The sequence below is a fragment of the Sphingomonas sp. CFBP 13706 genome (assembly GCF_014842355.1).
Taxonomy (GTDB): Bacteria; Pseudomonadota; Alphaproteobacteria; order Sphingomonadales; family Sphingomonadaceae; genus Sphingomonas; species Sphingomonas aerolata.
In genome coordinates this window covers 17,312-40,001 of record NZ_JACYVM010000020.1, presented here as the reverse complement: position 1 = coordinate 40,001, position 22,690 = coordinate 17,312, and the positions used below count along the sequence as shown (strand labels likewise).

General features: G+C 60.6%; 24 protein-coding genes and 1 pseudogene. 12 read left to right on the top strand and 13 right to left on the bottom strand.

Going from position 1 to position 22,690, the window contains the following annotated elements:
- Positions 1 to 166: 166 nt before the first annotated feature.
- From IFS44_RS19900 to IFS44_RS19880, 5 genes are all read right to left on the bottom strand, one after another.
- Complete coding sequence (locus IFS44_RS19900; RefSeq protein WP_192099786.1) at positions 167 to 973, bottom strand: hypothetical protein; 807 nt, start codon at positions 971 to 973, stop codon at positions 167 to 169.
- Complete coding sequence (locus tag IFS44_RS19895) at positions 970 to 1,341, bottom strand: mCpol domain-containing protein (RefSeq protein WP_192099785.1); 372 nt, start codon at positions 1,339 to 1,341, stop codon at positions 970 to 972. Before IFS44_RS19895 ends, IFS44_RS19900 begins: the two co-directional genes overlap by 4 nt.
- A 451-nt stretch (positions 1,342 to 1,792) precedes the next feature.
- Positions 1,793 to 2,926 (bottom strand): SAVED domain-containing protein, encoded by a 1,134-nt coding sequence (locus tag IFS44_RS19890; RefSeq protein WP_192099784.1) that lies wholly within the window; start codon positions 2,924 to 2,926, stop codon positions 1,793 to 1,795.
- Complete coding sequence (locus tag IFS44_RS19885; RefSeq protein WP_192099783.1) at positions 2,919 to 3,374, bottom strand: hypothetical protein; 456 nt, start codon at positions 3,372 to 3,374, stop codon at positions 2,919 to 2,921. Before IFS44_RS19885 ends, IFS44_RS19890 begins: the two co-directional genes overlap by 8 nt.
- A gap of 2 nt (positions 3,375 to 3,376) precedes the next feature.
- Positions 3,377 to 4,621: a nucleotidyltransferase domain-containing protein gene (locus IFS44_RS19880; RefSeq protein ID WP_192099782.1), complete on the bottom strand. Its 1,245-nt coding sequence runs from the start codon at positions 4,619 to 4,621 to the stop codon at positions 3,377 to 3,379.
- Positions 4,622 to 4,765: 144 nt separating this feature from the next.
- Here IFS44_RS19880 and IFS44_RS19875 point away from each other — a divergent pair, with 144 nt between their 5' ends.
- The 5 genes from IFS44_RS19875 to IFS44_RS19855 all read left to right on the top strand — a co-directional run bounded on the left by IFS44_RS19875 (position 4,766) and on the right by IFS44_RS19855 (position 9,923).
- On the top strand, positions 4,766 to 5,821 hold the full coding sequence (locus IFS44_RS19875; RefSeq protein WP_192099781.1) for an XRE family transcriptional regulator: 1,056 nt from the start codon (positions 4,766 to 4,768) through the stop codon (positions 5,819 to 5,821).
- A gap of 3 nt (positions 5,822 to 5,824) precedes the next feature.
- Complete coding sequence (locus tag IFS44_RS19870) at positions 5,825 to 6,331, top strand: hypothetical protein (RefSeq protein ID WP_192099780.1); 507 nt, start codon at positions 5,825 to 5,827, stop codon at positions 6,329 to 6,331.
- 132 nt (positions 6,332 to 6,463) lie between these two features.
- Positions 6,464 to 7,444, top strand: a complete 981-nt coding sequence (locus IFS44_RS19865) for an Abi family protein (protein ID WP_192099779.1) — start codon at positions 6,464 to 6,466, stop codon at positions 7,442 to 7,444.
- Between the two features lie 177 nt (positions 7,445 to 7,621).
- Positions 7,622 to 8,470, top strand: coding sequence for an AAA family ATPase (locus IFS44_RS19860; protein WP_192099778.1), 849 nt, complete (start codon positions 7,622 to 7,624; stop codon positions 8,468 to 8,470).
- A gap of 10 nt (positions 8,471 to 8,480) precedes the next feature.
- Positions 8,481 to 9,923 (top strand): AAA family ATPase, encoded by a 1,443-nt coding sequence (locus IFS44_RS19855; protein WP_192099777.1) that lies wholly within the window; start codon positions 8,481 to 8,483, stop codon positions 9,921 to 9,923.
- Positions 9,924 to 10,468: 545 nt separating this feature from the next.
- Here the strand turns inward: IFS44_RS19855 and IFS44_RS19850 are convergent.
- Together IFS44_RS19850 and IFS44_RS21855 are read right to left on the bottom strand one after the other, a co-directional pair.
- Positions 10,469 to 10,975: a DUF4188 domain-containing protein gene (locus tag IFS44_RS19850; protein WP_192099776.1), complete on the bottom strand. Its 507-nt coding sequence runs from the start codon at positions 10,973 to 10,975 to the stop codon at positions 10,469 to 10,471.
- A gap of 8 nt (positions 10,976 to 10,983) precedes the next feature.
- Positions 10,984 to 11,112, bottom strand: coding sequence for a carboxymuconolactone decarboxylase family protein (locus tag IFS44_RS21855; RefSeq protein WP_197977977.1), 129 nt, complete (start codon positions 11,110 to 11,112; stop codon positions 10,984 to 10,986).
- Between the two features lie 246 nt (positions 11,113 to 11,358).
- Here IFS44_RS21855 and IFS44_RS19840 point away from each other — a divergent pair, with 246 nt between their 5' ends.
- The gene (locus IFS44_RS19840) at positions 11,359 to 13,002 is read left to right on the top strand and encodes a M1 family metallopeptidase (protein ID WP_244650467.1); all 1,644 of its coding nucleotides are present in this window, start codon (positions 11,359 to 11,361) and stop codon (positions 13,000 to 13,002) included.
- Between the two features lie 7 nt (positions 13,003 to 13,009).
- Positions 13,010 to 13,204, top strand: coding sequence for a hypothetical protein (locus IFS44_RS22450; RefSeq protein ID WP_244650466.1), 195 nt, complete (start codon positions 13,010 to 13,012; stop codon positions 13,202 to 13,204).
- Positions 13,205 to 13,397: 193 nt separating this feature from the next.
- On the opposite strand, the gene IFS44_RS19835 is transcribed toward IFS44_RS22450, so the two are convergent.
- The 4 genes from IFS44_RS19835 to IFS44_RS19820 all read right to left on the bottom strand — a co-directional run bounded on the left by IFS44_RS19835 (position 13,398) and on the right by IFS44_RS19820 (position 15,351).
- The gene (locus tag IFS44_RS19835) at positions 13,398 to 13,568 is read right to left on the bottom strand and encodes a metallothionein (protein WP_192099775.1); all 171 of its coding nucleotides are present in this window, start codon (positions 13,566 to 13,568) and stop codon (positions 13,398 to 13,400) included.
- Positions 13,569 to 13,571: 3 nt separating this feature from the next.
- Positions 13,572 to 13,877, bottom strand: coding sequence for an ArsR/SmtB family transcription factor (locus IFS44_RS19830; RefSeq protein ID WP_192099774.1), 306 nt, complete (start codon positions 13,875 to 13,877; stop codon positions 13,572 to 13,574).
- Positions 13,878 to 13,956: 79 nt separating this feature from the next.
- Complete coding sequence (locus IFS44_RS19825; RefSeq protein WP_192099773.1) at positions 13,957 to 14,682, bottom strand: cation diffusion facilitator family transporter; 726 nt, start codon at positions 14,680 to 14,682, stop codon at positions 13,957 to 13,959.
- A 51-nt stretch (positions 14,683 to 14,733) separates the two neighbouring features.
- Entirely contained in the window at positions 14,734 to 15,351 is a 618-nt protein-coding gene (locus IFS44_RS19820; protein WP_192099772.1) for a ZIP family metal transporter, read from the bottom strand.
- Positions 15,352 to 15,682: 331 nt separating this feature from the next.
- On the opposite strand from IFS44_RS19820, the pseudogene IFS44_RS23010 reads away from it, so the two are divergent.
- Positions 15,683 to 16,137 (top strand): annotated as a pseudogene (locus tag IFS44_RS23010) (MerC domain-containing protein).
- 499 nt (positions 16,138 to 16,636) lie between these two features.
- Here IFS44_RS23010 and IFS44_RS19810 read toward each other — a convergent pair.
- Entirely contained in the window at positions 16,637 to 18,841 is a 2,205-nt protein-coding gene (locus tag IFS44_RS19810) for a TonB-dependent receptor (protein WP_192099770.1), read from the bottom strand.
- A 241-nt stretch (positions 18,842 to 19,082) separates the two neighbouring features.
- On the bottom strand, positions 19,083 to 19,550 hold the full coding sequence (locus tag IFS44_RS19805; protein WP_192099769.1) for a Fur family transcriptional regulator: 468 nt from the start codon (positions 19,548 to 19,550) through the stop codon (positions 19,083 to 19,085).
- Between the two features lie 128 nt (positions 19,551 to 19,678).
- Between IFS44_RS19805 and IFS44_RS19800 the strand changes: the two genes are divergently transcribed.
- The 4 genes from IFS44_RS19800 to IFS44_RS19785 all read left to right on the top strand — a co-directional run bounded on the left by IFS44_RS19800 (position 19,679) and on the right by IFS44_RS19785 (position 22,681).
- Positions 19,679 to 20,653, top strand: coding sequence for a CobW family GTP-binding protein (locus IFS44_RS19800; protein WP_192099768.1), 975 nt, complete (start codon positions 19,679 to 19,681; stop codon positions 20,651 to 20,653).
- Between the two features lie 179 nt (positions 20,654 to 20,832).
- On the top strand, positions 20,833 to 21,684 hold the full coding sequence (locus tag IFS44_RS19795; protein WP_342366506.1) for a WD40 repeat domain-containing protein: 852 nt from the start codon (positions 20,833 to 20,835) through the stop codon (positions 21,682 to 21,684).
- A gap of 11 nt (positions 21,685 to 21,695) precedes the next feature.
- Positions 21,696 to 21,878: a DUF1289 domain-containing protein gene (locus IFS44_RS19790; RefSeq protein WP_342366505.1), complete on the top strand. Its 183-nt coding sequence runs from the start codon at positions 21,696 to 21,698 to the stop codon at positions 21,876 to 21,878.
- Positions 21,875 to 22,681 carry a HoxN/HupN/NixA family nickel/cobalt transporter gene (locus IFS44_RS19785; RefSeq protein ID WP_192099765.1) on the top strand — a complete coding sequence of 269 codons (807 nt, stop codon included), beginning with the start codon at positions 21,875 to 21,877 and terminating at the stop codon, positions 22,679 to 22,681. Before IFS44_RS19790 ends, IFS44_RS19785 begins: the two co-directional genes overlap by 4 nt.
- The last annotated feature ends 9 nt before the right edge of the window (positions 22,682 to 22,690 follow it).

Here is a 22,690-nt window from a genome sequence, read left to right as displayed (position 1 = left end):
AGGTCGTACGCTGCGGTTATCAAACGATGGATCGCAATCCGCAAGACCAAAAACCCGATCTTGAGCGTGGCTTGGCCGCTCCGGAACGCGGACGTTTGTTCAGGTGCTATCCGGAGGTGGGAACTGGACCGATTGCGGTCCGACACAAGCAAACTCCGTCTGGATGCTATACGTTTCGCGGAGGGAAGAAGACGAAGCAAAGCCCCGCAAACGTAGAGAACTGAGCAAGTACGTTCACCCACTTCGCTTGAAGACTATCCAAGCCGAAATACGCGTTAAGCGCAACACCGATGATGGCAAGCGCAAGCGCAATCATTGAAGCGTACCGCAAACGGGGAGCTCGGATTACAACCGCCCGGGAGCAGTCAATCATGATGCGGGTTTCCAGAATGTCCACGTACTCGAAGGACTTGGAAGGCGCTGCGGAGAGTTCATGTAGCAGCATCTTCCAAGGCTCGCTGAAGTTCATAGGCGCTAGGAGATCAAAGGTCCGAATGTTCTCAAGACCATCAACGACCCCAAGGGCTATAAGATCGCCGAAGAACCTCTTCCTGCACCCGGTTACATCAATGACGTGTTGTCCACCCTCCCGCCTCACGCCCCTTAGGAACTGCCGTAGTTCACCGTAGTGAACCTCCTCACTCCGGTAGTTAACCGGCCTTCCGTCGACGGGTTGATAGAATGCCTTCACCTCGTCATTACTCAGCGAGCCGTTGTGGCTGCCGAGAGGCACGACCATTCCGTCCGCCTGCGTGTACTCTGCACGCCGAGCCAGTGACTCGATGCTTTGCAGGGTTGAGGTTAGCGTTCGTCTCGCCAAGCCAGAGGGCGTTGGAAGGGAGGCGTCGCCAGGAAATCCATAGACGTGTACGAACCTGACGGTGGTAACCGATGCCGATCGGAGATTGTGTACAACGCTGTTCAGGTAGGTGTCCGGCCGCTCCGAGTCGACAAAAACCAGCATCTGGTTCACGAAAGTGGCACCACGCTTATGACCCCGCCGCCACAAGCCTTGGCCCTGCGGAGGTGAAGGTACGCCTCCTCAACCGTCGTGCCCACGCCAAACGATATCGTGCAGCCAGTCTCATTGACGAAATCGTGCGCGAGCTGTTCCAGAATGGCAATATCGAAACTTTCGGCGGCAACTGTCAGTAGAAGGTCGTCGCCCCCCGCCATGACCACCAGTGCCGAAAGGCGCTCGACCAACTGCTGTGCGATGAGCGCGATCGCCGCGGTGAGGGCGGCGGAGAACTTGCCGAGGTCGACCAGGTCACCAGAGAAGAGTGCTCGCTCCACGCGCTGCCTAACCCGGTCAGCGTCACCGAAAATGTATAGCGTCAAACTCATTCCTGCCGAAAGAAAGCGTTTTTATGGAACATCGCCTCTTGAAAGGGACTATCCGGCATTGTTGCCTAGAGTCCACCTTTCTGGGCGCATACCGATGGTACATCAAGAGCCAGACCGCAAAGCCTTCAAGGGTCAAAAGCGCGCCGCGCCACGGCGTAGCCACAAGTTCAGATGCTCAGATGTTGGAGTCTGCCGAGCGAGCAGCGACGTAGGAGACCGCGCTGCATTTCACCGCCAAGAATCGCAATATCGACGCACAAGACGTCATTCACGGCGGGCTGAGCGCCGTCCAAAGCCTATCGTCCGTTGAGATGCCGGTTTACGCCTGGACTTGAGCCGACAGCAGACTGGCCGCTTTCGCCCTGGCGGACGGCAAAGCGGTCGCCGCACGCTAAGTTGCACGACCACCGGCGGCTTGGCAGCGATGCAATCCGCGCCCAGTCGCTTAGGTCTCGCCGATCGACAACGCGGGCACGAACCCATGGCCGCGCGCCTGGTCGTAAATCCGCATTTCGAGATCTGCCTTCGGCATCCACACCCGACCGGCCTCCACTGCCAGCGACGCCGGCAAAACCGGGAACAGATGCAGGCACCGACCCGCACCATGCCGCGCCTTAATCCGATCGAACAGGCCGCGCAGTGCGGTGCGGAACGCCGCCTGATCCTCAGGCGCACGGACGATGTCGTTGTGCGGGACGTTGGCGGTCAGCGACCATATCGCCGCGTCCTCACCAAGCACGGCGGCGATGCGATCGTCGGTGACGGTCGCACTCACCGCGAGCTTGAGGGCGATCGCGCCGGTACGCGAAGCATCCGGCTCTGAGACCTGATAGTCAACGGGCGCGGTATCACGTTGCCAGCGCCAGCTTGCCGGTTCGCGGTGGCGCTGATGGATGGTTGCCGGGACGATGTCGCCCAGCAGCCGGCCGAGCTCAATGAGCAGAGGCTGGGGCGCGAGCGCGAAGACGCTGAGATGACGGATTTCCTGGCGCTCGATACGTCCCCCGACTCTAGCCGAGAACTGGCGCCGCAGATTGTCACGCTGCACCATCCAATATTCGGCTTCGTGGTCCTGATAGGACAGGCCGAGCAGTTCCAGGTCGATGGTCTGGCCGGTCGCGGGGTGATGATCGGGCGGCATCGCCGCGAAGATCGCCTGAGTCGAGACTAGGGCCTCGTTCTGACCGATGCTGGCGGCGAAACGAACGACGTGCGAGCCGCGCTCCTCGTCAATGGCGGTGACAGTCGCGATCCGCGCCTCGTGCTCGACTTTCATCGCTAGCAGCAGATGCTCGGGGTGATCGGCGACGGCGTCGACGTCGATTATCTTGTGGTGACGAGCGCACATGAGCATCAGATTTTCGAGGCTGCGGGCGAGCAAAGCCGAGCGGACCGTGTCGCCGCGCGGGCCATCGGCGCTGTCGGCGACGACATGGGCGAGGAACCCGAATACGCCGTCCTGCCGCCCAGCAATGAGGTCGCCGATCAAGTCCTGGTTACAGCCGCGATACTGGCAGCGCCCGCCGGTGCGCGCCCACAAAGCCGACTGCACTTTTTGCGGGATGCTGGTCTTAGACATGGGCGCTTGCCGGCTCGACATGGCGGCCGCTGGCCGTCCAGGTCCCGGTCGCGCGCCAGCCTTCGTAAGCGGCGAGCCACTCTATCGTCCAAGGCACGGTGGTCTCGGCAAGATGGTCGCAAGGCGCCCAGTCCCCGGCCTGGGGGTCGAGCAAGCACAGGCTGACCGCGTCATCCTTGCCATAATAGACATGCGGCAAGGCGCCCTCGCGATCGCCCCGGCGGCGGCGCAGCGCCGGGCTAACCACCGACACGCGCGGCTGGTGGAACGCGGCGTCAAACCGCTCGATCAATGCCGGGGCGCGGTAGAGGATGTCGATCACATAGGTCTGGAGCAGCGGGCGTAGCGGCCCGCGCCAGCGCGCGACGGAGCCGTCGTGCCCGGTCAGCGCGAACTCGGGCCATACCGAGCGCATCCGTTCGATCTGGGAGTCGATCGACAGGCTCATCGCTAGCGGCGCTCCCCCATATTGGTGTGGGCGCGTGCCGTCACCGGCGCAAGCGCGCCGAGCCCGACGAGGGCCGGAGCCGCCGGGGTGAACAGTCCGCCCGAGCGAGTATAGCCATGCTCGCGCGCCTGGACCTGGCGGCCGAGGCGAGCGTTGAAGGCGGCAATCGACTTCGTCACGGCGCCAGCACCGAATCGCTCGCGCAGCCAGGCTTGCAGCTCTTCGAGCTGCGCGCCGCGCGTGCGGGCCGCCTCCAGCCCGTCGGCCAGCGCATGCAGCAGCGCCGCATAGTCGCTCTGCTGGCGCTGATTCTCCGGCCAGCGGTCCGTGAAGCGCTCGGCGAGGAATTCGGGATTAGAGACATCGAGCAGGCGGCCAGCGCGCGCGGCCTGGTCGATGGCGCGTGCCGTCCAGCGCGCCTGGCGCATGACCATGTCGGCGAGCCCCATGCCGGGCAAGGCGGCGTGCCCGGCATGGCAGGACAAGAGGATCGAAGGCGGGATCCGGCCCTTGGCGTCGGCATAAGCGATGTTGCGGTGACGCTTGAGAAGCTGGAGAGCGACGGTGGTCACGCTCTTGATCAGCAGCGGCGTTTGTTCGGGGACATCCTCGACCTCCGCGGCGGCGAACGCCACCCCGGCATCCTCGTAAAGGCGCTTGTTGAGCGCGAGTGCGAAGCGGCGCTCGGTCGGAGTGCGGTCATTGTACCAGGCGCAAACGCCATAGGCGTTCATCGGGACGTAGCGGTGCTGGCTGGCATCTTCGCCTTGCTTGGCGTGGGGAATCGCGCTCTGCTTCTCCTTGGCCGAGACGCGACGCGCCGGAGTCACGTCGAGATGCATGCCATCGGAATAATAAAGCGTGATGCAGCGCGTCTTGCGCTCGATTCGCGACACGGGATAGCCGGCGAGGGCGCGCTGGAGCAGATCGAGCAGACCCTTGGGCGTCTCGTCACCGCCGATGATCTCGGCGACGGCGTCGATGTCATATTCGTCGTCGGTGCCGCGCGTCGAGGTCGTCGCGTCGATCGCCATCGAGCCTTGCGGGTAGAGGCAAGAGGCCCGGCCTTCGAGCGGGCTGCCCGGCCGGTTGATATAGCGGCACACCGCCTTGTAACGCTCGACCGCTTTTTCATGGAGGCCGGGCGGCAACTGGATGTTGAGCGCGATCTCGGCGAGGATCGCATCGAGGGGGTCGGCAAAGGGATCGTTTGGCCGCTGATCGTCCCGGTAAATCGCTGAAGGCATCACAAACTCCGGTTTACAAGATGGCCCCACCCTGCCAGCACACGTAGAAACATTGGGTGCCTTTACTCGATTTAAAGGGGTGCTGGTTTACAAAGACGCCATTATATGCGTTTTCTGTAAACCGAGAGATGGAAAGGGCAGATCATGATCGGCAAGCGATTGAAACTGGCCCGCGCGTCGGCGGGCTTCTCGCTGCGTGACTTGGCCGACAAGACGGGGAATGCCGTCTCCGCGCAGGCGATCGGCAAATATGAGCGCAACGAGGACATGCCCGGGTCGCGAATCCTAATGGCGCTGGCGACGGCCCTCCAAGTCAGCGAGGCGCATCTGCTGAGCGATGAGGAACTCGAGCTCGAGGGCGTCGATTTCCGCAAGAAGACGAGCGCGCGCGAGGAAGCGACGATCGAGGCGCGCACGCTGCAATTGCTCGAGCGCTATCTGGCGCTGGAGGATCTGCTCAACCTCAGAAGCGCCGACTGGGAGCAGCCGCGCAGCGCGCCTTATCCGGTCCAGGACCTGCGCGACGCCGAGGATGCGGCGCGCTCGGTGCGCGAGGACTGGGGCCTGGGGCACGATCCGGTGCCCAAGCTCGCCGAGCTTCTCGAGGAGCGCGGCATCAAGGTCTTGTCGATGGACCTAGAGGATATTGACGGGCTCGCCGCCAAGGTGAAGCGTAAAGGCCGGGACGCGGCGCGGGTCGTTGTGGTGTGCAGCGGCGCCTGGTCCGAGCGCAAGCGCTTCACCCTCGCCCATGAGCTGGGCCATATGGTGATGGGCCCGGTCAGCGGCGTCGATGAGGAACTGGCGGCGCACCGCTTCGCCGGCGCGTTCCTGATGCCGGCCGATGTCGTGCGCGCCGAGGTCGGGGCGCAGCGCTCGTCGATCAGCGTCGGAGAGTTGGTCGCACTGAAGCGGCGGTTCGGGGTCAGCGTCCAGGCGATCGCCTTTCGCTGCCGCGATCTCGGCATCATCGACAAGAAGGCGTTCTCGGCGCTGTTCAAGGTGTTCGCGCAGCGCGGCTGGCGCAAGCATCCCTTCGCCGAGCCGGCCTGCATCGCGCCCGATTATGAGGAGCCCAAGCGATTTGAGCGGCTGTGCTACCGAGCGCTGGCCGAAGGCGTGATCGGCGAGAGCCGGGCCGCCGAGATGCTCAACATTTCGCTTCGGGAGCTCGACCGTCGCCTGGAAGAGGAGGTCTGAGCGGTGGCCGTGCTCGTCTCCGACACGTCGATTATCATCGACCTGGATCGCGGCGAGCTGCTCGAGGCGGCATTTGCGCTCGACGAGGACTTCGCGGTTCCCGACCTGCTGTTCGCGCGCGAACTCGAAGGCGATCTCGGCGCCCGGCTACAGGGGCTGGGCCTGATCGTCGAACAACTGACTCCGCTCGAAGTCACGCAGGCGACGATCCTGCGCCGCGCGGACCAGCGGCTGTCGCTGCCCGACACCTTCGCCTTCGCGCTGGCGCAGGGCCGCACCTGGACCCTGCTCACCGGGGATCGCGGCTTGCGGGCGGTCGCAGAGGCGCAGGGCATCGAGGTCCATGGCACCTTGTGGATCCTCGACCGGCTCGAAGCCGCGGGCACCTGCGATACGGCCACCCTCCATCACGGCCTGACCAAGACCGCGACGCATCCGCGCTGCCGGTTGCCGCGCGGCGAAGTCGATCAGCGGCTCAAACGTTATCAGAGGAGAAGCGCCCCCTCCTAGGCAACGGCCTGCGCTTACGCGAGCCTCAACTTTTTGTTGAATCGGTAAGGCTTCGCCCCTATATGGCGAGTAACACGGCCAGCCCCCACACCCTTGGTGTGCGCGGGCTGGTTTTCGTTTACGGCCGTGTCTATGACTACGCCCTACTCTAAAACCTTCCTCGATATACCTGGCCAAGCTGCCGTGCTGCAGAGTCGCGGGCTTGATCTGGGTGACCCCGCCGAGGCCGCGCGGCTGCTTGGTCAATACGGCTATTATCGCCTCAGCGGCTATTGGCACCCCTTACGCCAATCCCGTCTCGACCTCGGTGACGAAGGTAAGCCAACGGTTGCCTATGATGATGATTTCGTCGCCCGGGCAACGCTCGCCCAGGCGATCGGGCTTGCTGAGTTCGACCGCAGGCTGCGCGCGTTGTTCCTTGAGGCGATAGAACGGATCGAGATCGCGATGCGGGTCTCGGTCGCCCTGCTACTCGGACCGCACGGTGCTTGGGCACATCGCGACCCAAGACACTTCTATCCTAAATTTGCAAGTCAGGCCGACCGAACGACGGGTGTGGTTCCGTATAATGCATGGCTTAAACGTCTCGACGAGCATGAACGTCGGTCCAAAGAGCAGTTCACGATACATTTTCGCGAAAAATATGACGGGCCCCTGCCCTTGTGGATCAGCATTGAAGTATGGGACTTCGGAATGTTGTCCAAGCTGATCGGCGGTATGCTCGTTGTCGACCAGCAGCACTTGGCAGGCGCGTTCGGCATCGCACGGCGCCCGCTGCTGCCCAGCTGGCTGCGCGCGATCAACCATATCCGCAATGTCGCCGCTCATCATTCCCGACTGTGGAACCGCTCGCCAGCCGATCAACCGATTCCTCCCAAACCGGGGGAGTTTGCCCTGCTCGATCCGCTGGCTAGGGACACCTTTGCGCATAGCCGGGTCTACGCCGTAGCGGCGATCATGCAGTATCTACTGCGGGTAATTGATCCGGCCGCCGCCAACGACTGGTCTGAGTGCCTCAAGGCACATTTTGCGACCTTCCCAAAAATTCCAGGTGTCACAGTCGGCAATTCGGGGTTCCCGCACGGCTGGGAAGCTATCCCGCTATGGAATTAAGGACTGCGAATACCTTCCCGATCTCGCTCTACGATCCGTTCGAGATTACCATGTCGGTGAAAACGATGGCACATCGCTTCCAAGAGTATTTGACGCGAAGATAAGCCCGCGTTCACGACAACTGAATAATCAGCTGCAATTCCGGTGCGAGCAGCAAAGGCGGTTTGGGGGAATAGCTTGATTACCGAAATTCAAATCGCGGGCGAGGCGACTTATCCGGCTGCCGGCGATCAGCTGACTGACCTTAGGAAGGTGAACTTCCTGTTTGGCCATAACGGCTGCGGCAAGACGACGATCTCACGAGCCGTCCACGACCCTGATAGCCGACCCGGCTACGCCGTGACTTGGCGGAATGGTCGCGCGCTGGATGCGCTCGTCTACAACCGCGATTTTGCCGAAACCAACTTTGGCGAGCAACTGCCAGGCATCTTCACGTTGGGCGAAGAGTCGACGCAGGCGGCTGCGGATATCGCACGCCTGTCGGAGGCTATCGAAACGATTGATCGCCAGGTCGCCAACCTTCGTCTGCAGTTGCAGGGCGAAAACGGCACCGGAGGACGCCAGGGAGACCTCACTGCAGCCAGGACGGCTCTCGAGAAGGCCTGCTGGACGTCCCAGCAAAACCATAAGGACAAGTTCGAGACCGCTTTCATCGGTCACCGTGGCAGTAAGGCCGCCTTTTGCGACAAGCTGCTGCAAGAGATGCGCGTCCAAGGCGTCGAGCTGAAGACTCTGGAGGATCTGTTTGGGCAGGCAGCGACAGTCTTCCAGTCGGCAGCACCTGCGGAAGCGCAGATACGCGCGATCTGCTTCGACCGGCTGGCTGAGCTCGGGGAAGCACCGATACTGGCTCGGCGAGTGGTCGGCCGCGACGATGTAGTCGTAGCTGAGTTGATCCAGCGCCTTGGGAACAGCGACTGGGTAAAGCAGGGCGTGGGCTATTTGGACGCTGCAGCTGGAAGGTGTCCCTTCTGCCAGCAGACCGCTCCACCGGACTTGGCGCAGGACCTGAACGAGTTTTTTTGACGAGCAGTACTTGAAGGAGTTGGCGACGATCGCCGACCTAAGGCGCAATTATGCGGCCGCAGTCGACTCTGTCTGCATTCAGATTGACGCCGTACTCGCGGCCCCCGGCCGGTTCATTGATCGTGCAGCCCTTGAAGAGCACTATGTTGCGCTCAAGGCGATCTTCGACCTTAATCAAAGCCGCATTGAATTAAAGCGGCGCGAGCCGAGCAGCCTATTTGTGCTCGAGCCCACAACCGTCATGACCGAGGCAGTCACCGCCATGATCGTCGCCGCGAATGCCTCGACCGACGGATACAACGAGATTATCCGTGATCTTGGCTCTGCCAAACGCCGCCTCACCGCGCAGGTTTGGCGGTTCGTGGTCGAAGAGCGCCGGACCGACCTGGACACCTTCGTCGAAACCACCAGTACTATACAGCGCGCGATTACCGGCATGCAGGCGAGCATCACGGACAAGCTAGCGCGCCGGATGGAAAAGGAGCAGAAGCGCAAGGAGCTCGAAGAATCGATCACCAGCGTCCGCCCGACGGTAAATATCATCAATCGCATCCTGAGCTCGTTCGGCTTTTCGAACTTTAAGCTCGAGGTCGCTGGCGATCACAACGATATGTACCGGATCGTCCGGCTCGATGGCAGCGATGCGGCTCGTACGCTCAGCGAAGGCGAACGGTCCTTCATCACCTTCCTTTACTTCTATCAGTGTCTGACCGGCAGCACCTCTGGCACCGGCACGTCGGCCGCGCGGATCGTAGTGTTCGATGATCCCGTGTCGAGCCTCGATGCGGACGTCCTGTTCATAGTTAGCGCTCTCATCAGGAAGGTAATTGTCGACGTTTGCGAAGAATATGGCAACATCAAGCAGGCTTTCGTGCTCACGCACAATATCTACTTTCATAAGGAAGTTAGCTACAATCGAAGCCGGCCATTGGATGGATGCTTACGATCCGAGACCTTTTGGATCGTGCGCAAGCGCGACAACGTCTCTTCACTTCATCGATACAACCACAACCCGGTGAAAACATCCTATGAATTGCTTTGGGAGGAAGTTCGCAGCCCCCGCCGTCCAAACCTAACGATCCAAAACACGATGCGCAGGATCGTGGAGAACTATTTAATTCACCTCGGCGGTCTGAAACAGGACGAGATCGTCGCGGCGTTCGACGGCCGCGACTCACAGATCTGTGCGTCGCTGTTTTCGTGGATCAACGATGGTTCGCACAGTGCTCACGATGACCTCTACGTCGCCATCGACGAGAACGCGGTGGAGGGTTATCTACGAGTTTTCGAGCAGGTTTTCGAGAAAACTGGCCAGGGTGCGCACTACCGTATGATGATGCGCATCAGTGAGGACGACGTCAACGAAGGCGAACCCGCACAGGCGCCTGCCGTGGCTCCGACCGGACCGGCACCGGAGCACGTTCAGGCGGCCCCACAGCCAATGGCGGGATAGTCTATGGCTCACCAGGTTTCGATGATCACGCACTCAAACCTGTCGCGAAGTGGGTTCTTTTAGGGTATGCCCCTAGCGCACCGCTTAAGGGTGGTCTGTTTTACGTTAGAAACGGTGTATCGAGTCTTAGTCAATTTGCTCGCCTAGTCCGGCTGAAGCCCTAACCAAAGAGGACCATACGGCACCCATTCAAACAGCACCGCCGAAGCTGCATTCGGAAGGTGGTACATAGAACGGACTCAGATACGCTAAACGCCAGCAGATTTACTCAGGCGTCGCAAAACCCCTGTTTGTCGCACAATGGTAATTACGACTGGGTTTTCCGCACATCGCGTCGCTGAATGCTGACAATGGATAGGAAGGCTGCCCGTCTGCTTATTGAGAAGGGACATGGCGTTAGCGGAGGTCGCTTGATGCTGGGGCCTTTCTCAAAAGAGATAGTTGATTGAGAACCGAGCGCTGTTCTCGAGAGTATCCCGGTTGCCGCTATTTGGGAAGGAAACAGCTCTCCCAGCGCCGGTGATATATTAAGCGATGTACGAGTACTATTCGACTCCGTCTCCAGGAGGCGTAGATGATCGGCCGGCTCCGGCCAGCCTTTTGCGGGCGCTTGCCCGGTTCCCCTTAGCAGGGAACAGCGCGCCGGCGACACCGAGCCCGTAGCGCGGCATGTTGACATAGACCGACTCCGAGTGGCCGGCGGGCACGACATAGGTTTCGTGCCAGATGCCCACGTCGCCGCTGGTGCCGATCCTCTCGTTAAACCGCCGCCAAGCGGCCATGTGCGTGCCGGCGCGGGCGTAGGCGTGTAGATGCTCTGCACTTTGCCAGTGTTGCAGCACGCCGATGTTGCGGAGGCCGACGATCGGCCGGACGGAAAGAAGACCAATTGACGGGTCTGCCCCCTGCTCCTGAAGCATGGGCGGCATCTCGGCCGCGACCGGCATCCAACGCCACGGCTTCCACCAGCGGTTGATCCGCATCCCGATCGCGAACACCACCACTTTGCCGGGCACCTCGGCGCACAGGCGCTCGTTCAATAGCTCCGTCATGGTCCCCCCTAGTCGGCTCGAACCGCAAACACTTCCTTGGCGACAAACAATCCGTCGAGTGCAGCAGGAAAACCGGCATAGACTGCCATCTGCATGAGGATCTCCGTGACCTCATCGCGTGTCAGGCCGACGTTCAATCCCGCCTCGCTGCTTGACGTGTAGCTGCCTGTTCCTGTGCTCGATTTACTACAACTCCACGGCAGGAGCGATGACGCCGTTCTTGCATTGGTCCTCGCGGAGATACAATGTCTCCAGATCGTGCATTGGGCAGACGGGGTAACATCATCACTCTTAGGACATCGGCACTGGCAACGGTCCTCGTGCTCTCCACCGCTGCCAGCGCATCAGCCTATCATCCCCGCGAGACCTTCGCGCCTTTCGACATGGGTCAGCCAACCGGTCGGGTCCGCTCAGCCACCGGCCTGCCTGGCCCGGATTACTGGCAGAATCGCGCCGATTATCAGATCCGCGCGACGCTTGATCCAACCGCAAAGACGATAACGGGTAACGTCGATATCCACTACGCCAACGGCAGTCCGGACGTGCTGGACGTGCTATGGCTGCAACTCGACCAGAACCTGTACCGTACAGGGTCGCGAGGTGCGAACTCGCGGGGCGGTGCAATGGCCGGGAATACCGGTGGCATGACGCTGGATACAGTTTCGGTCGAGAGTGGCGGGCGCTTTTCGACCGTGACTCCGCTGATTTCCGATACGCGCGCGCAACTGCGGCTGGCGGCACCGCTCGCGGCGGGCGCGAAGGCGGTAATCCGCATCCAGTATCATTACACCGTGCCGTCAGAGTCGTTCGGCGGGCGTACCGGCTGGCTGACGTCGAAGAATGGCGGCGACATCTTCTCGATCGCACAATGGTATCCGCGGATGGCGGTATATGACGACCTGCGCGGATGGGACACGGCGCCGTATCTCGCGCAGGAATTCTACCTGGAATACGGCGACTTCGATTACTGGCTGACGCTGCCGTCGGACATGCTGGTGGCGGGATCGGGCGAATTGCAGAACCCCGCCGAGGTGCTGACGCCGACGCAGATCGCGCGGCTGGCCATGGCGCGGACGAGCGACGCGACGGTCATCATCCGCGCGCCCCGCGAGATTGCCAACCCGGCGACGCGCCCGAAGCAAGGCGGCACGCTGACCTGGCACTACCGGATGGAGAATACCCGCGACGTCGCGTTCAGCGCCTCGCGAGCGTTCGCCTGGGATGCGGCGCGGATTAACCTGCCAGGCGGCAAGTCGTCGCTAGCGATGTCCTTCTACCCAGCGGAATCGCAAGGAAAGGATCGCTGGGGCCGCTCGACCGAATATCTAAAGGATTCGGTCGAGCGGTTCTCGGCGAAGTGGTTCGCGTATCCCTGGCCGGCCGCGGTCAACGTCGCGGGGCCAGCGTCGGGGATGGAATATCCGGGGATCGTGTTCGACGGCATCGATGACAAGGGCAAGGAGCTGTTCTGGATCACCGCGCACGAGATCGGGCATAGCTGGTTCCCGATGATCGTCGGCTTCGACGAGCGCCGCCATGCGTGGATGGACGAGGGCTTCAACACCTTCATCGACACCTATCAGTCGGACGCGTTCAACCGCGGTGAATATGCTCCCAAGCGGGACAGCGAATATGCGCCGGGCGGTGGAAATCCGGTCGACGAGATCCTGCCGGTGCTGGCAGATCCCGACGCCCCGGCGATCCTGTCGCGCTCGGATACGGTGATCGAGAAGTGGCGCCATCCGGTGACGTATTTCAAATCTGCGCTGGGCCTCGTCCTATTGCGCGAGCAGATCCTGGGGCCAGACCGCTTCGATCCCGCCTTCCGCAAGTTCGTCGCGGCTTGGGCGTTCAAGCACCCGAAGCCTGCTGAGTTTTTTCCGCGCGATGGAGAGCGATGCGGGAGAGGACCTGTCGTGGTGGTGGCGTGGCTGGTACGCGTACAACTGGCAGATGGACCTAGCGGTGGCGGGGATAGCTGCTTCGAAGGATGGCACGCCGCTGGTCACCGTGGAATCGCGCGATAGGCTGGTGATGCCTGTGACGTTGCGCGTGACCTATGCAGATGGTCGGAAGACCGATCTGCGCCTGCCTGCCGAAACCTGGATCCGTCAGTCGGCTACGGTCATTCCCGTAGCGCGTGGCCGGGTGACGCGGGCGGAACTCGATCCTGATCACAGGCTGCCGGATCGTGATCGTACCAACAACGTCGCGCGCGCTGCGAACTGAGGCCCCAGGAGCAGCGATCCCACCCGTAATATACGGCGCCGGGCTGTACCGCTTCCGGAGAACCGTTAGCAGGGATCGAAGCACTCGGACCAGCCGCGCGGCACCCAGAATAGTACGTTCGCTACGAAGCGCGTTCTCCAAAGCAAAAGGGGCCGGCAAGCCGACCCCTTCAACATTACAAAGCTACCCGACCTTAGCCGTTGCATGGGCAACCGGCATGGTTGCAGCCAGCGGACTCCTGGTGGTGAGTGGCGCAGTTGTCGCCGCAGAAGATGCGACCTTCTGCTTCCACCGCATTGCTGGTGCTGACAACGCAGACGCAATCGTTGCAGGCGCACTTCACCATTTCGACATTGACGCTCATAATCTATTCCTCGTGTATGTGGTCTTCGGGTTCGAGCACGTGGTCCATCATGTTGGTCAGCATGGTGCGAACGTGACAGTCGGGCAGCTCATAGAAAACGTTTCGTCCGCTACGTGTCTGCTTCAACAGTCGCCCTGCCCTCAACAAACGTAGGTGCTGCGAAACGAGGCTCTGGCTGACACCAACCTCTTCCGTAAGGTCCCCCACCGATCGTGGCCCCTCCAGGCACGCCGCTACCAGCCTTAGCCGGTTCGGCTCGCCAAGAAGGTGAAACAGCTCGGCAAGCTGCGCTCCCTCATCGTGTGTCATGCAAACATAAACATATGAACAGGTGCTAATATATACACGTGCGCACCCTCGTCAAATGGTTTCCGTCTCTGGTCGGCAATCAGTGGTGTGTATGGTTGCAGGTGTCCTGCGAAGTGGTCACGTCTAGCAATGCTCCGCCGGTCCGACGCAGCAGGCTTGCGGACCAGCGGAGGATTACGGCTGCGCCTACAATCCCCATCAACGGGTCGAGCCAGACTAGGCCATAGCGTCGCCCGCACCAGAGCGCTGCGATCGCCAGCACGGAGGTGAGCGCGTCGGACAGCACGTGCACGAACGCAGCCTCGCGGTTGTGATCGTGGCCACAACCATGCGCATGCGGCGCTTCGCGGAGCAGCCACGCGCTCAGAAGATTCACCCCGAGGCCGATCGATGCCACTACAAGCGCGGCTGAAAAGTCGATCGATCCAGGCGATACGAGACGAGCAACAGACTCACCTGCGACCAATATGGCGACTACCGCGAGCATCACGGCATTCGCAAAGCCGCCAAGGTCACCCGCGCGGTGAGCACCGGAGTAGAGTCCCGACGTCGCGTGATGGCGCATGAAACGGTAAGCGAACACAGCCACCCCCATGGCAGCGGCATGCATCCCCATGTGCCAGCCGTCTGCAAGCAGCGCCATTGAACCGGTCCACCACCCCGCTGCCACTTCCGCGATCATCGTTACGACTGTCAGGGCGAGCACTAAAGTTGTCGCGCGTTCGCCGTGTGCGTGGACGTGAGCACCGTCCTTGTTACCATGGGGATGCTCAGGGTGATCGTGATCTGTAGCGAAACTGGTCATGACTAAATCCGTTTGACGACACCGCATCATGCCCCCGATTTCGATGCTACGTTAGTGTGCGATGCTCGTCACAATGAACATCATCATCATTCCGGCGATACTGGCCAGGGTCGTTCGCATTCGGGGATCGAGTGCATAGCTCCTCGGCAACAGTTCGCACGCACCAATATAGATGAAAACGCCAGCAAACCCGGCCATTAACGGCGCCAGCATGGCTGGCGGCACAGCTATGCCGAGGCCAAGCACCACACCCAATAAAGGCGCCAAGCCGTTCAGCACGAGCCAGCGGCGCGCTGCGCTTTCGGACCTTGCAGCAAGACAGAGGCTCACCGTGTTTACACCATCCGCGATATCGTGCGTCAGAACTGCGAGCGCTATGAGCCACCCGGCGTCTGCACTGATCTGGAAGGCAATGCCGATGCCCATGCCGTCCATCAAGCTGTGCATCGTCAGGGTGGCGGGGCCGAGATGCGTTCTCCAACCGGTCGGCAGCCATGTTGCCTGCCTCAGTGCCCGATCGAGCAACATGTAAAAACCAAGTCCGACAGCAACGAATCCGACCAATGCGCGGGGACTCCAATAGTCGTGCGCAAGCTCGAGTGCCTCAGGAACAAGGTCGAATACCGCCACGCCGAGTACCACGCCTGCCGTGATACCCAGAACAAACACGATCCTGTGTTGGAGACGCAACGCTAGCAGCCCCCCTGCCAGGGTCGCTAGGCTGGCGGCTATGCCGAAAGCGATTGGTATAAGGCTCACGGGTCAAGCCTCCGATCCAGCTGCTGACCGCCGGGAAAGAGCCAAAGTTTTGTAGCTAGGAGCATTTGCACGCCCTGACGCACTCGGCCTCATGATACAAGATATCGAGTCCGTATCGTGAGCGTCATCGCCGGGCAGTACCTCCATGGCGCTGGCGGGTCTCATGCGGGCGCGAGTGCGGATGTGAAGGGAGACGTACAAACCTCTGAGACGCATAAAGACTGAAATCCTACGTGGCAGAGTGGTCCACTCACGATCGTGCTTGCACACGATAGGGTATGATGTATCGCAACCTGCTGAACTAGTAGCAATAGGCCGGACGTTGCAAACGAGAACGATCGATTGGCTTGACCAAGCAGCGCTGGTGGGATCCGCAGCCTGCATGGTGCATTGCCTTATGCTCCCGCTCATCTTTGCCGCTGCGCCCGCGCTCTCCGTCTTTTTCTTCATACCCGAGAGCTTCCATCATTGGTCATTGCCTTCGCTGCGCCCGCGGCGGTGATTGCCCTTTCAAGCGGTCGAGCGCGGCACCGCACGGTGTTTCCGGTCACCTTCGGGTGCGTAGGACTCACTATGCTGGTACTTGGCGCCTTTGTGTTTCCCGAAGGCCAGGTCGAGACCATTGCAACCGTCTTTGGCAGCGTATTCCTAGCCACGGCGCACATTCTGAACTGGCGTTCGCGTCGTGCATGCTAGGCATCGGGGCAGCGCAAAAACGTTTAGTGAGCGGCGCCCTCACGGCTGGCTTCACAACGAAGTAGTGCGCGTGCTAAACGTTTTTAAAGAGCCACTAAGTGCTCACGCCATTGCGCTGCGTATCGCCGAAATCGAACCTGGCATTCATCATAGTTCGGTCTTCCGGGCGGTAGGTCAACTACTCGAAACCCAGGCCATCGACAGGATTGAAGCGCTAGCCAGCTATGTCCTGCACCGGCCATTTCCAGTCTTGACGATGATCTGCCATCACTGTGACGTGACAACAGCAGCCGACGCCGGCGCCATCAGGACTGTTCTCGATAACGTCGCAGCGGCGAGAGGATTCCAGCCGCGGCGCTACGTTACCGAGGTCGTTGGATACTGCACAAGATGCACAGCGTCTGGGGAGGGAGCTCGTCAACTCATTTGAGCGGTTTCCAAGATTCAACGAAGTTGTGGCGGCGGAACCAATTCCGCCGCCACAGCAACTCACGTTAGGTCAGAGCCCGAACCGGATCGTAGCGCGGAGATCTCGCCCTGCAAGCGGAGCGAAGTCCTTGAGAAAGCTTGCATGACGCCGAACGTTCACGTCGAACATGTTGTTTGCCGACAGCAGCAGCGTGGTTTTGCTGTCACGACCGAACGGCGAAAGGCTGACACTTGCGTTGACGATGGTATAATCCTTCGTCGGCGTTTCGAACGCGGCAATGCGCTTCTGGTCAAACAGATGTTCCACCTCGCCGCGCAGCGTGAACTGACCGCCCTGCGCCTCAATGCCGCCAAGGACACGCGCCGGCGGGATACGCGGGATCGGCCCTTGATCGACGACGTTGGCATGTACGTAGTCGCCGAGCACGTCACCGTTGATCCGCGTCTCACCGATCTGGAAGAGCGTTGCCGACAGATTTCCTTCGAAACCGTAGTAGCGCGCGTCCGCCTGCTGGTACTGGAAGCACGGCAGATCCACCTCGCCAGCATCGGCAGGATCGCGGCCGTATAACGTTGTCGCAGCCTGGCAAACTTCCGGTCCAACCTGGTTTTCCGAGATATAGTTGGAGAACCAGTTGTAATAGGCCGAAGCGTCGAAGCTCACGCGATCGGTATGGGCGTGCAGCGTTGCCTCGAGACCCCAGGACTTTTCCAAACGAAAGTTCGGGTCACCCAGTTCGTAGGCTTGGGTGCCGGCATGTCCGCCATTTGCAAATAGCTCTTCACCAGAAGGTGCACGCTCGGTGCGTGAACCATTGATGCCGACGCGGACCGCGTCACTCAGTGCGTACGACGCGCCAAGCGACCCGGACAAGGCGTTGAAGCTACGTTGCCCTGTAAAGAAGCGGCTTTCTTCATCGTTGCGGGCGTTCAGGTCGCTCCATTCATACCGCAAGCCACCCTCAGCACGGAACGCGCCAGAGTTAAATTGCTGGAGAGTGAAGAGACCGGTCTGGTTGGTCTCGTTTCGCGGGAGGAAAGCCTCCTCGCCGACGACGTTGAACAGGCGGTTGAAGTACTGGACGCCTGATGCACCACTCCAGCCCCCGCGGTTCGCCTGGACGAGCTCGAGACGGCCTTCGGTGCCGTTATTGTAGAAGGCAGTGCCTACCGAGCCGTCCTCCTCCAACTCGAAGTGACGGTAGTCGGCATGTCCAAGGCGAACGCGAATTCGCTCAACGAAGCCACCGCCCGTCTCGATCTCTCCGCGCAGATCGTATCGGTTCTGCACGATGTCGAGCCGCGGCGCTTCCTGCTCTTGCCCGACTTCGGTCGCGTACCGAATAGGCACGCCGTAGAAGCTGTCATAATGACTGTAGGAAACGCCCAGGCTACCGGTATCGGTAATGATGGAAGCGCCGACACCTGCCGTCCACGTCTTTGAAAAAGAGTTGGGCAAACGGCCCTTGATCTGCGCCGCGCCGGCAAAGTCGATCGGCTCTTCACCGGGCTCGACCGCCTGTGGGAGGCCCACCTGGCTCAGCACGGCTGCACGGGCCTGACGCGACAGCGCGTAACCGCCGATTTCCAGGTCGTCAGACTTCAGATAGGATCCATCAGCATGCAGCACGAGGTGCTTGCCGACGGCCACGTCGCCTGCAGCTTCAACGGAGCGCTCATTGGCGGCACTGCCGTAGTTAGCGATGCCGTTCACGCGGTAGCCGTTCTCGGGCACGGTCCGCGGAATACGCGTATCAATGACGTTGACGACGCCGCCAACGGCTGACGAGCCGAACAACAACGCAGAAGGTCCGCGCAATACTTCGATGCGCTCAGCGAGCAGCGGATCGATGATAACGGCATGATCGACGCTCGTGTTCGACACATCGATCGAGCCGATCCCGTCAGTCAGTACGCGGATGCGCTCTCCCTGAAAGCCTCGAAGAATGGGCCGAGATGCAGAAGGTCCGAACGACGTGGCAGAAACGCCTGGCAGCCGCGCCAGGGTTTCGCCGAGGGTAGGACGCAGGTTACGGGTTAGTGCTTGCCCGGTCAGCACCGATGTCCCTTGCAAAACATCGCGTTCGCTTTGCTGGAGGGGTGCCGTGACAATGATATCTGCGCCAACGGCAGTGGAGCGAGAAGATTTTGGAACGGCTGCTCCGGCAGGCTTATCCTGCTCGTTAGTGAGAGCAGTCCCGCCTGATGCGGACTGAGCGTATGCCGGTCCGGCGAGAATCGACAAGAGGCTTACGCCGATAAGGTACTTGTTCATTGCGTGTCTTCCCTGAACTTCAACACGCCCATACCTTAACGTTATATTGTCACAAGGGATGAGTTTTAAAATGACATATTTTTCATGAGGCAGCGCTGCGATCAGGTCGGACTATCGGCCCGTCCCGTTACGGTACTCCGCAACAGTGCCCAGGCGCGGAATTTGTAGATATAGAGTTCTGTCCATTGTCGCCGGCCAATGCGTTAGCGTATTTAGCCAAAGCAGGCGGCAAGAAGGATAATCAGGTATTGCAGGTAGCGCAGATTCCGCACACCTCTATTACAGGACGCTTGGCATTAAACCCTGCGATCCCTACCGCTGTTCGCAGATTATTCGCAATTGTGTCATTATCAATATGATCAACGCCGCTGCAAACGTCACAAACAAGGAATATGCAGTCATGCTGGCAACCGGGATGAGCGTTTACAATGTAGGCATTTTTACTTTCTATTCGTAGTACAATATTACTCTCTAAGAAGAGATCTAATATTCTATAGACGCTGTTCGCCGCGATCCTGCGGTTTTCCGAACGCGACAGGCCGTCAGCTATATCATAAGCAGAAGCCGGTTTAACAAAATCCGCTATGGTCTTGAAGACCGCTGCACGCATCGGCGTCCATTGCTCTCCAGCGGCAATAAGTACCTCTCGCGCAGCTTCGATTAATGCTGCGCCCTGAGGCTCTTGGTGAGAATGTGCGGCATGACCCATTGGGTAAATCTAGGGTGTAGGTCGAGCTTCGGCAACGCGTGGCAGAAAATGCTGCCTGGCCGCGCATTTGCCCATTGAGCGCAGCAAATCATAAAGCTAAAGAGGTGATATATTATATCAGAGGCTTTATGAACTCCACCCCATTGATCCCCGTCACGGTCCTCACCGGTTACCTTGGTGCTGGCAAGACCACCCTCCTCAACCGTATCCTCAGCGAAAATCACGGCCGCAAATATGCGGTGATCGTCAACGAATTTGGCGAGATCGGCATCGACAACGAGCTCATCGTCGATGCCGATGAGGAAGTATTCGAGATGAACAACGGGTGCATCTGCTGCACCGTTCGCGGCGACCTGATCCGTATCATCGAAGGTTTGATGAAGCGCAAAGGTGCCTTCGACGCCATTATCATCGAGGCGACCGGGCTTGCCGATCCAGCACCTGTTGCCCAGACTTTCTTTGTCGATGACGACGTGCGTGCGCGTGCCAGCCTCGATGCGATCGTGACCGTCGTCGACGCGCGCCACATCCTTGCCCGGCTTGAAGATAGTCACGAAGCAGAAGAGCAGATCGCCTTTGCCGACGTGATCCTGCTCAACAAAACTGACCTCGTGGACGCACAGGAGCTCGAGCGGGTCCGACAGCGCATTCGAGCCATCAACGGCCCGGCACGGCTGCATGAGACGCAGAACTGCGTTGTGCCTCTTGAGGAGGTTCTGGAACGTGGCGCTTTTGATCTTGATCGCATCCTGGAAATTGAACCCAATTTCCTGTCCGAAGACGATCACGAGCATGATGATGCGATCACATCGGTATCGCTAAGCTCGGAAAGCCCGATCCGGCCAGAGCTGTTCATGCCGTGGCTTCGCAACCTGACGGCTGAGCAAGGACAGGATATTCTGCGCCTCAAGGGCGTGCTGGCGTTCCCGGGTGAGGAGCAGCGCTATGTCGTGCAGGGCGTTCACATGCTGCTGGACGGCGATCATCAGCGTGACTGGAAGGCGGATGAGGTCCGTGCCAGCCGCATGGTATTCATTGGCCGCAATCTCGATCCCGCTGCTTTACGGCAAGGCTTCGAGGCCTGCGCGGTTAGCGCTGCCTGATGACTGAGCTTCTCGAAAGAGCGGCGCTGGTTCATCGCCACGGCCGGCACGTCCAGCTCGACGCCGAACCCACTGCGATCCTATGGCTGGGAACGTTAGCCGCAGTCGCGCTTGGCGATGGTAGCGTACACTGGCTAAACGACGAAGGTGGAACGCTGGCACGCTCGGTGCACGCTGGAGTGATCCTGACCTCCTGCCGCCATCCCGACGGCATGTCCGTGCTGACTGGAGGCGATGATGGCCGTGTGTGCCGGGTCGCCTCCGACGGCGAAATAACTGAAATTGGCCGCTTCGAGCGTAAATGGGTCGAGCATCTTGTCGCCAGCCCCGCGTCCGGCCTCATCGTCGCAGGGGTCGGTCGCGAGGCGGTCGCGTGGAGCAAGGGTGCGTCCGAGTCTACCCATCGCTACGCCGTTAGTTCAACGATCGGTGGCCTGGCGCTCGACGCCAAGGGCAAGCGGCTCGGGATTGCTCATTATAATGGTGCAACCCTGGTTTACGGCACCAATCCGGACAGCGGCCGCGTTGCCCTCAATTGGGTCGGTTCGCACATCGCCTGTACGATGAGCCCCGATGGCCGCTATCTGGTCACCGGCCTGCAGGAGACGGGACTTCATGGCTGGCAGCTCCCCGAGTTGCGAGACATGCGCATGTCTGGCTACGCCACCAAGACCCGCAGCTTCTCCTGGGATCGCAAGGCCAAGTGGCTGGCAACAGCGGGCGATGCGCAGGCGATCCTCTGGCCCTTCGAGGGCAAGCTCGGGCCTATTGGCAAGGCACCATTGCTGCTCGCCAAACGAGAGGGCACGATCGTCACGCGTGTCGCTTTCCATCCACGCGACGACATCCTCGCGATAGGGTACAGCGACGGGACGGTGATCCTTGCCCGCCCCGCAGATGAGAACACCGTGCTGATCGATGAGGGCGGCGCCTTTATCACGGCGCTCGCCTGGAACGATCCCGGTACCCGGCTCGGTTGGGGTGACGAGGACGGCCGGATCGGCATACTCGACATGGAAGCGCGGGCTTGAAGAGCCCGTGCGTGAGTGTCTGTCGTTTTGACGGTCGAACTGGCTGGTGCGTCGCCTGCGGGCGGACACTGGGCGAATGCCGCGAGTGGAAAAAAGCGCCTCGTCCGCGCCTCATCGCCATCAACAAGGCGCTCCCGATGCGACTGAACAAGCTCACCGACCGCGGCGTGCGTGTAACTGAGGACCAGACATGATCGAACTATCTGCGCTGTGGCTGATGTTCGTCCTTGGCTTGCGCCACGGGCTCGATCCCGATCATGTCGCGGTGATCGACAACATCGTGTTTCGTACCGTAGATGCGCGGCCACGATTGGCACCGTGGACGGGTGCGTTCTTCGCTTTGGGTCACAGCCTCTCGGTGGCGACAGTTGCAGTAGGCGTATCGTTTGCGGCCGGGGCCTTTGCCGTTCCCGCGTGGACGACATCGCTTGTCGACGCAGCGGTTGTCGTACTGCTGCTGCTCGTCGGCACGATGAACCTGTCAGCGTTGCTGCGCCAGGGGGACTATATCCCAATCGGGTGGCGGGCCCGCCTCGTTCCCAAGCGGCTGCGCACCAGCACTCATCCCGGCGCAGTGGTTGGGACGGGCATCATCTTCGGATTGGTGTTCGATACAGCTACTCAAGCTGCGGCTTGGGGTGCGGCAGCGACGGCCAAGGGCGGTACAATCGCGGCTCTGACCATAGCAGCCACGTTCGCCCTGGGGATGCTCGCGGCCGACACACTCGACAGTCAAATCGTCAGCCGCCTTCTGCGCTCCTCAGGCCGGTCAGCCCCTACAATACGGCGCTATCGTCGGGGCGTCGGCTGGCTTGTCGTCTCACTGAGCTACGGGATGGCGGGTTATGCTCTCGCCGAAACGGCGGGCGTGGATGTTGGTCTACCTGACAGCGTCTTCTCTGCGATCGGCATCGGGGCAGCCGCGATCATCATTCTCCTGCTGCTCGCCGCTCGCTGGCCGGTGAATGGTAAATGGCGTCGGGGTCCGGCTACCTGACCACGTAGA

Coding starts and splice junctions, on each gene's coding strand:
- IFS44_RS19885 (WP_192099783.1), bottom strand. CDS start 3,374: ATGAGCCTGTCGATCGACTCCCAGATCGAACGGATGCGCTCGGTATGG.
- IFS44_RS22450 (WP_244650466.1), top strand. CDS start 13,010: ATGCCTGTGACGTTGCGCGTGACCTATGCAGATGGTCGGAAGACCGAT.
- IFS44_RS19850 (WP_192099776.1), bottom strand. CDS start 10,975: ATGACGGAGCTATTGAACGAGCGCCTGTGCGCCGAGGTGCCCGGCAAA.
- IFS44_RS19865 (WP_192099779.1), top strand. CDS start 6,464: ATGACTACGCCCTACTCTAAAACCTTCCTCGATATACCTGGCCAAGCT.
- IFS44_RS19890 (WP_192099784.1), bottom strand. CDS start 2,926: ATGTCTAAGACCAGCATCCCGCAAAAAGTGCAGTCGGCTTTGTGGGCG.
- IFS44_RS19840 (WP_244650467.1), top strand. CDS start 11,359: ATGGGTCAGCCAACCGGTCGGGTCCGCTCAGCCACCGGCCTGCCTGGC.
- IFS44_RS19785 (WP_192099765.1), top strand. CDS start 21,875: ATGATCGAACTATCTGCGCTGTGGCTGATGTTCGTCCTTGGCTTGCGC.
- IFS44_RS19875 (WP_192099781.1), top strand. CDS start 4,766: ATGATCGGCAAGCGATTGAAACTGGCCCGCGCGTCGGCGGGCTTCTCG.
- IFS44_RS19810 (WP_192099770.1), bottom strand. CDS start 18,841: ATGAACAAGTACCTTATCGGCGTAAGCCTCTTGTCGATTCTCGCCGGA.
- IFS44_RS19835 (WP_192099775.1), bottom strand. CDS start 13,568: ATGAGCGTCAATGTCGAAATGGTGAAGTGCGCCTGCAACGATTGCGTC.
- IFS44_RS19800 (WP_192099768.1), top strand. CDS start 19,679: ATGAACTCCACCCCATTGATCCCCGTCACGGTCCTCACCGGTTACCTT.
- IFS44_RS19830 (WP_192099774.1), bottom strand. CDS start 13,877: ATGACACACGATGAGGGAGCGCAGCTTGCCGAGCTGTTTCACCTTCTT.
- IFS44_RS19805 (WP_192099769.1), bottom strand. CDS start 19,550: ATGGGTCATGCCGCACATTCTCACCAAGAGCCTCAGGGCGCAGCATTA.
- IFS44_RS19880 (WP_192099782.1), bottom strand. CDS start 4,621: ATGCCTTCAGCGATTTACCGGGACGATCAGCGGCCAAACGATCCCTTT.
- IFS44_RS19825 (WP_192099773.1), bottom strand. CDS start 14,682: ATGACCAGTTTCGCTACAGATCACGATCACCCTGAGCATCCCCATGGT.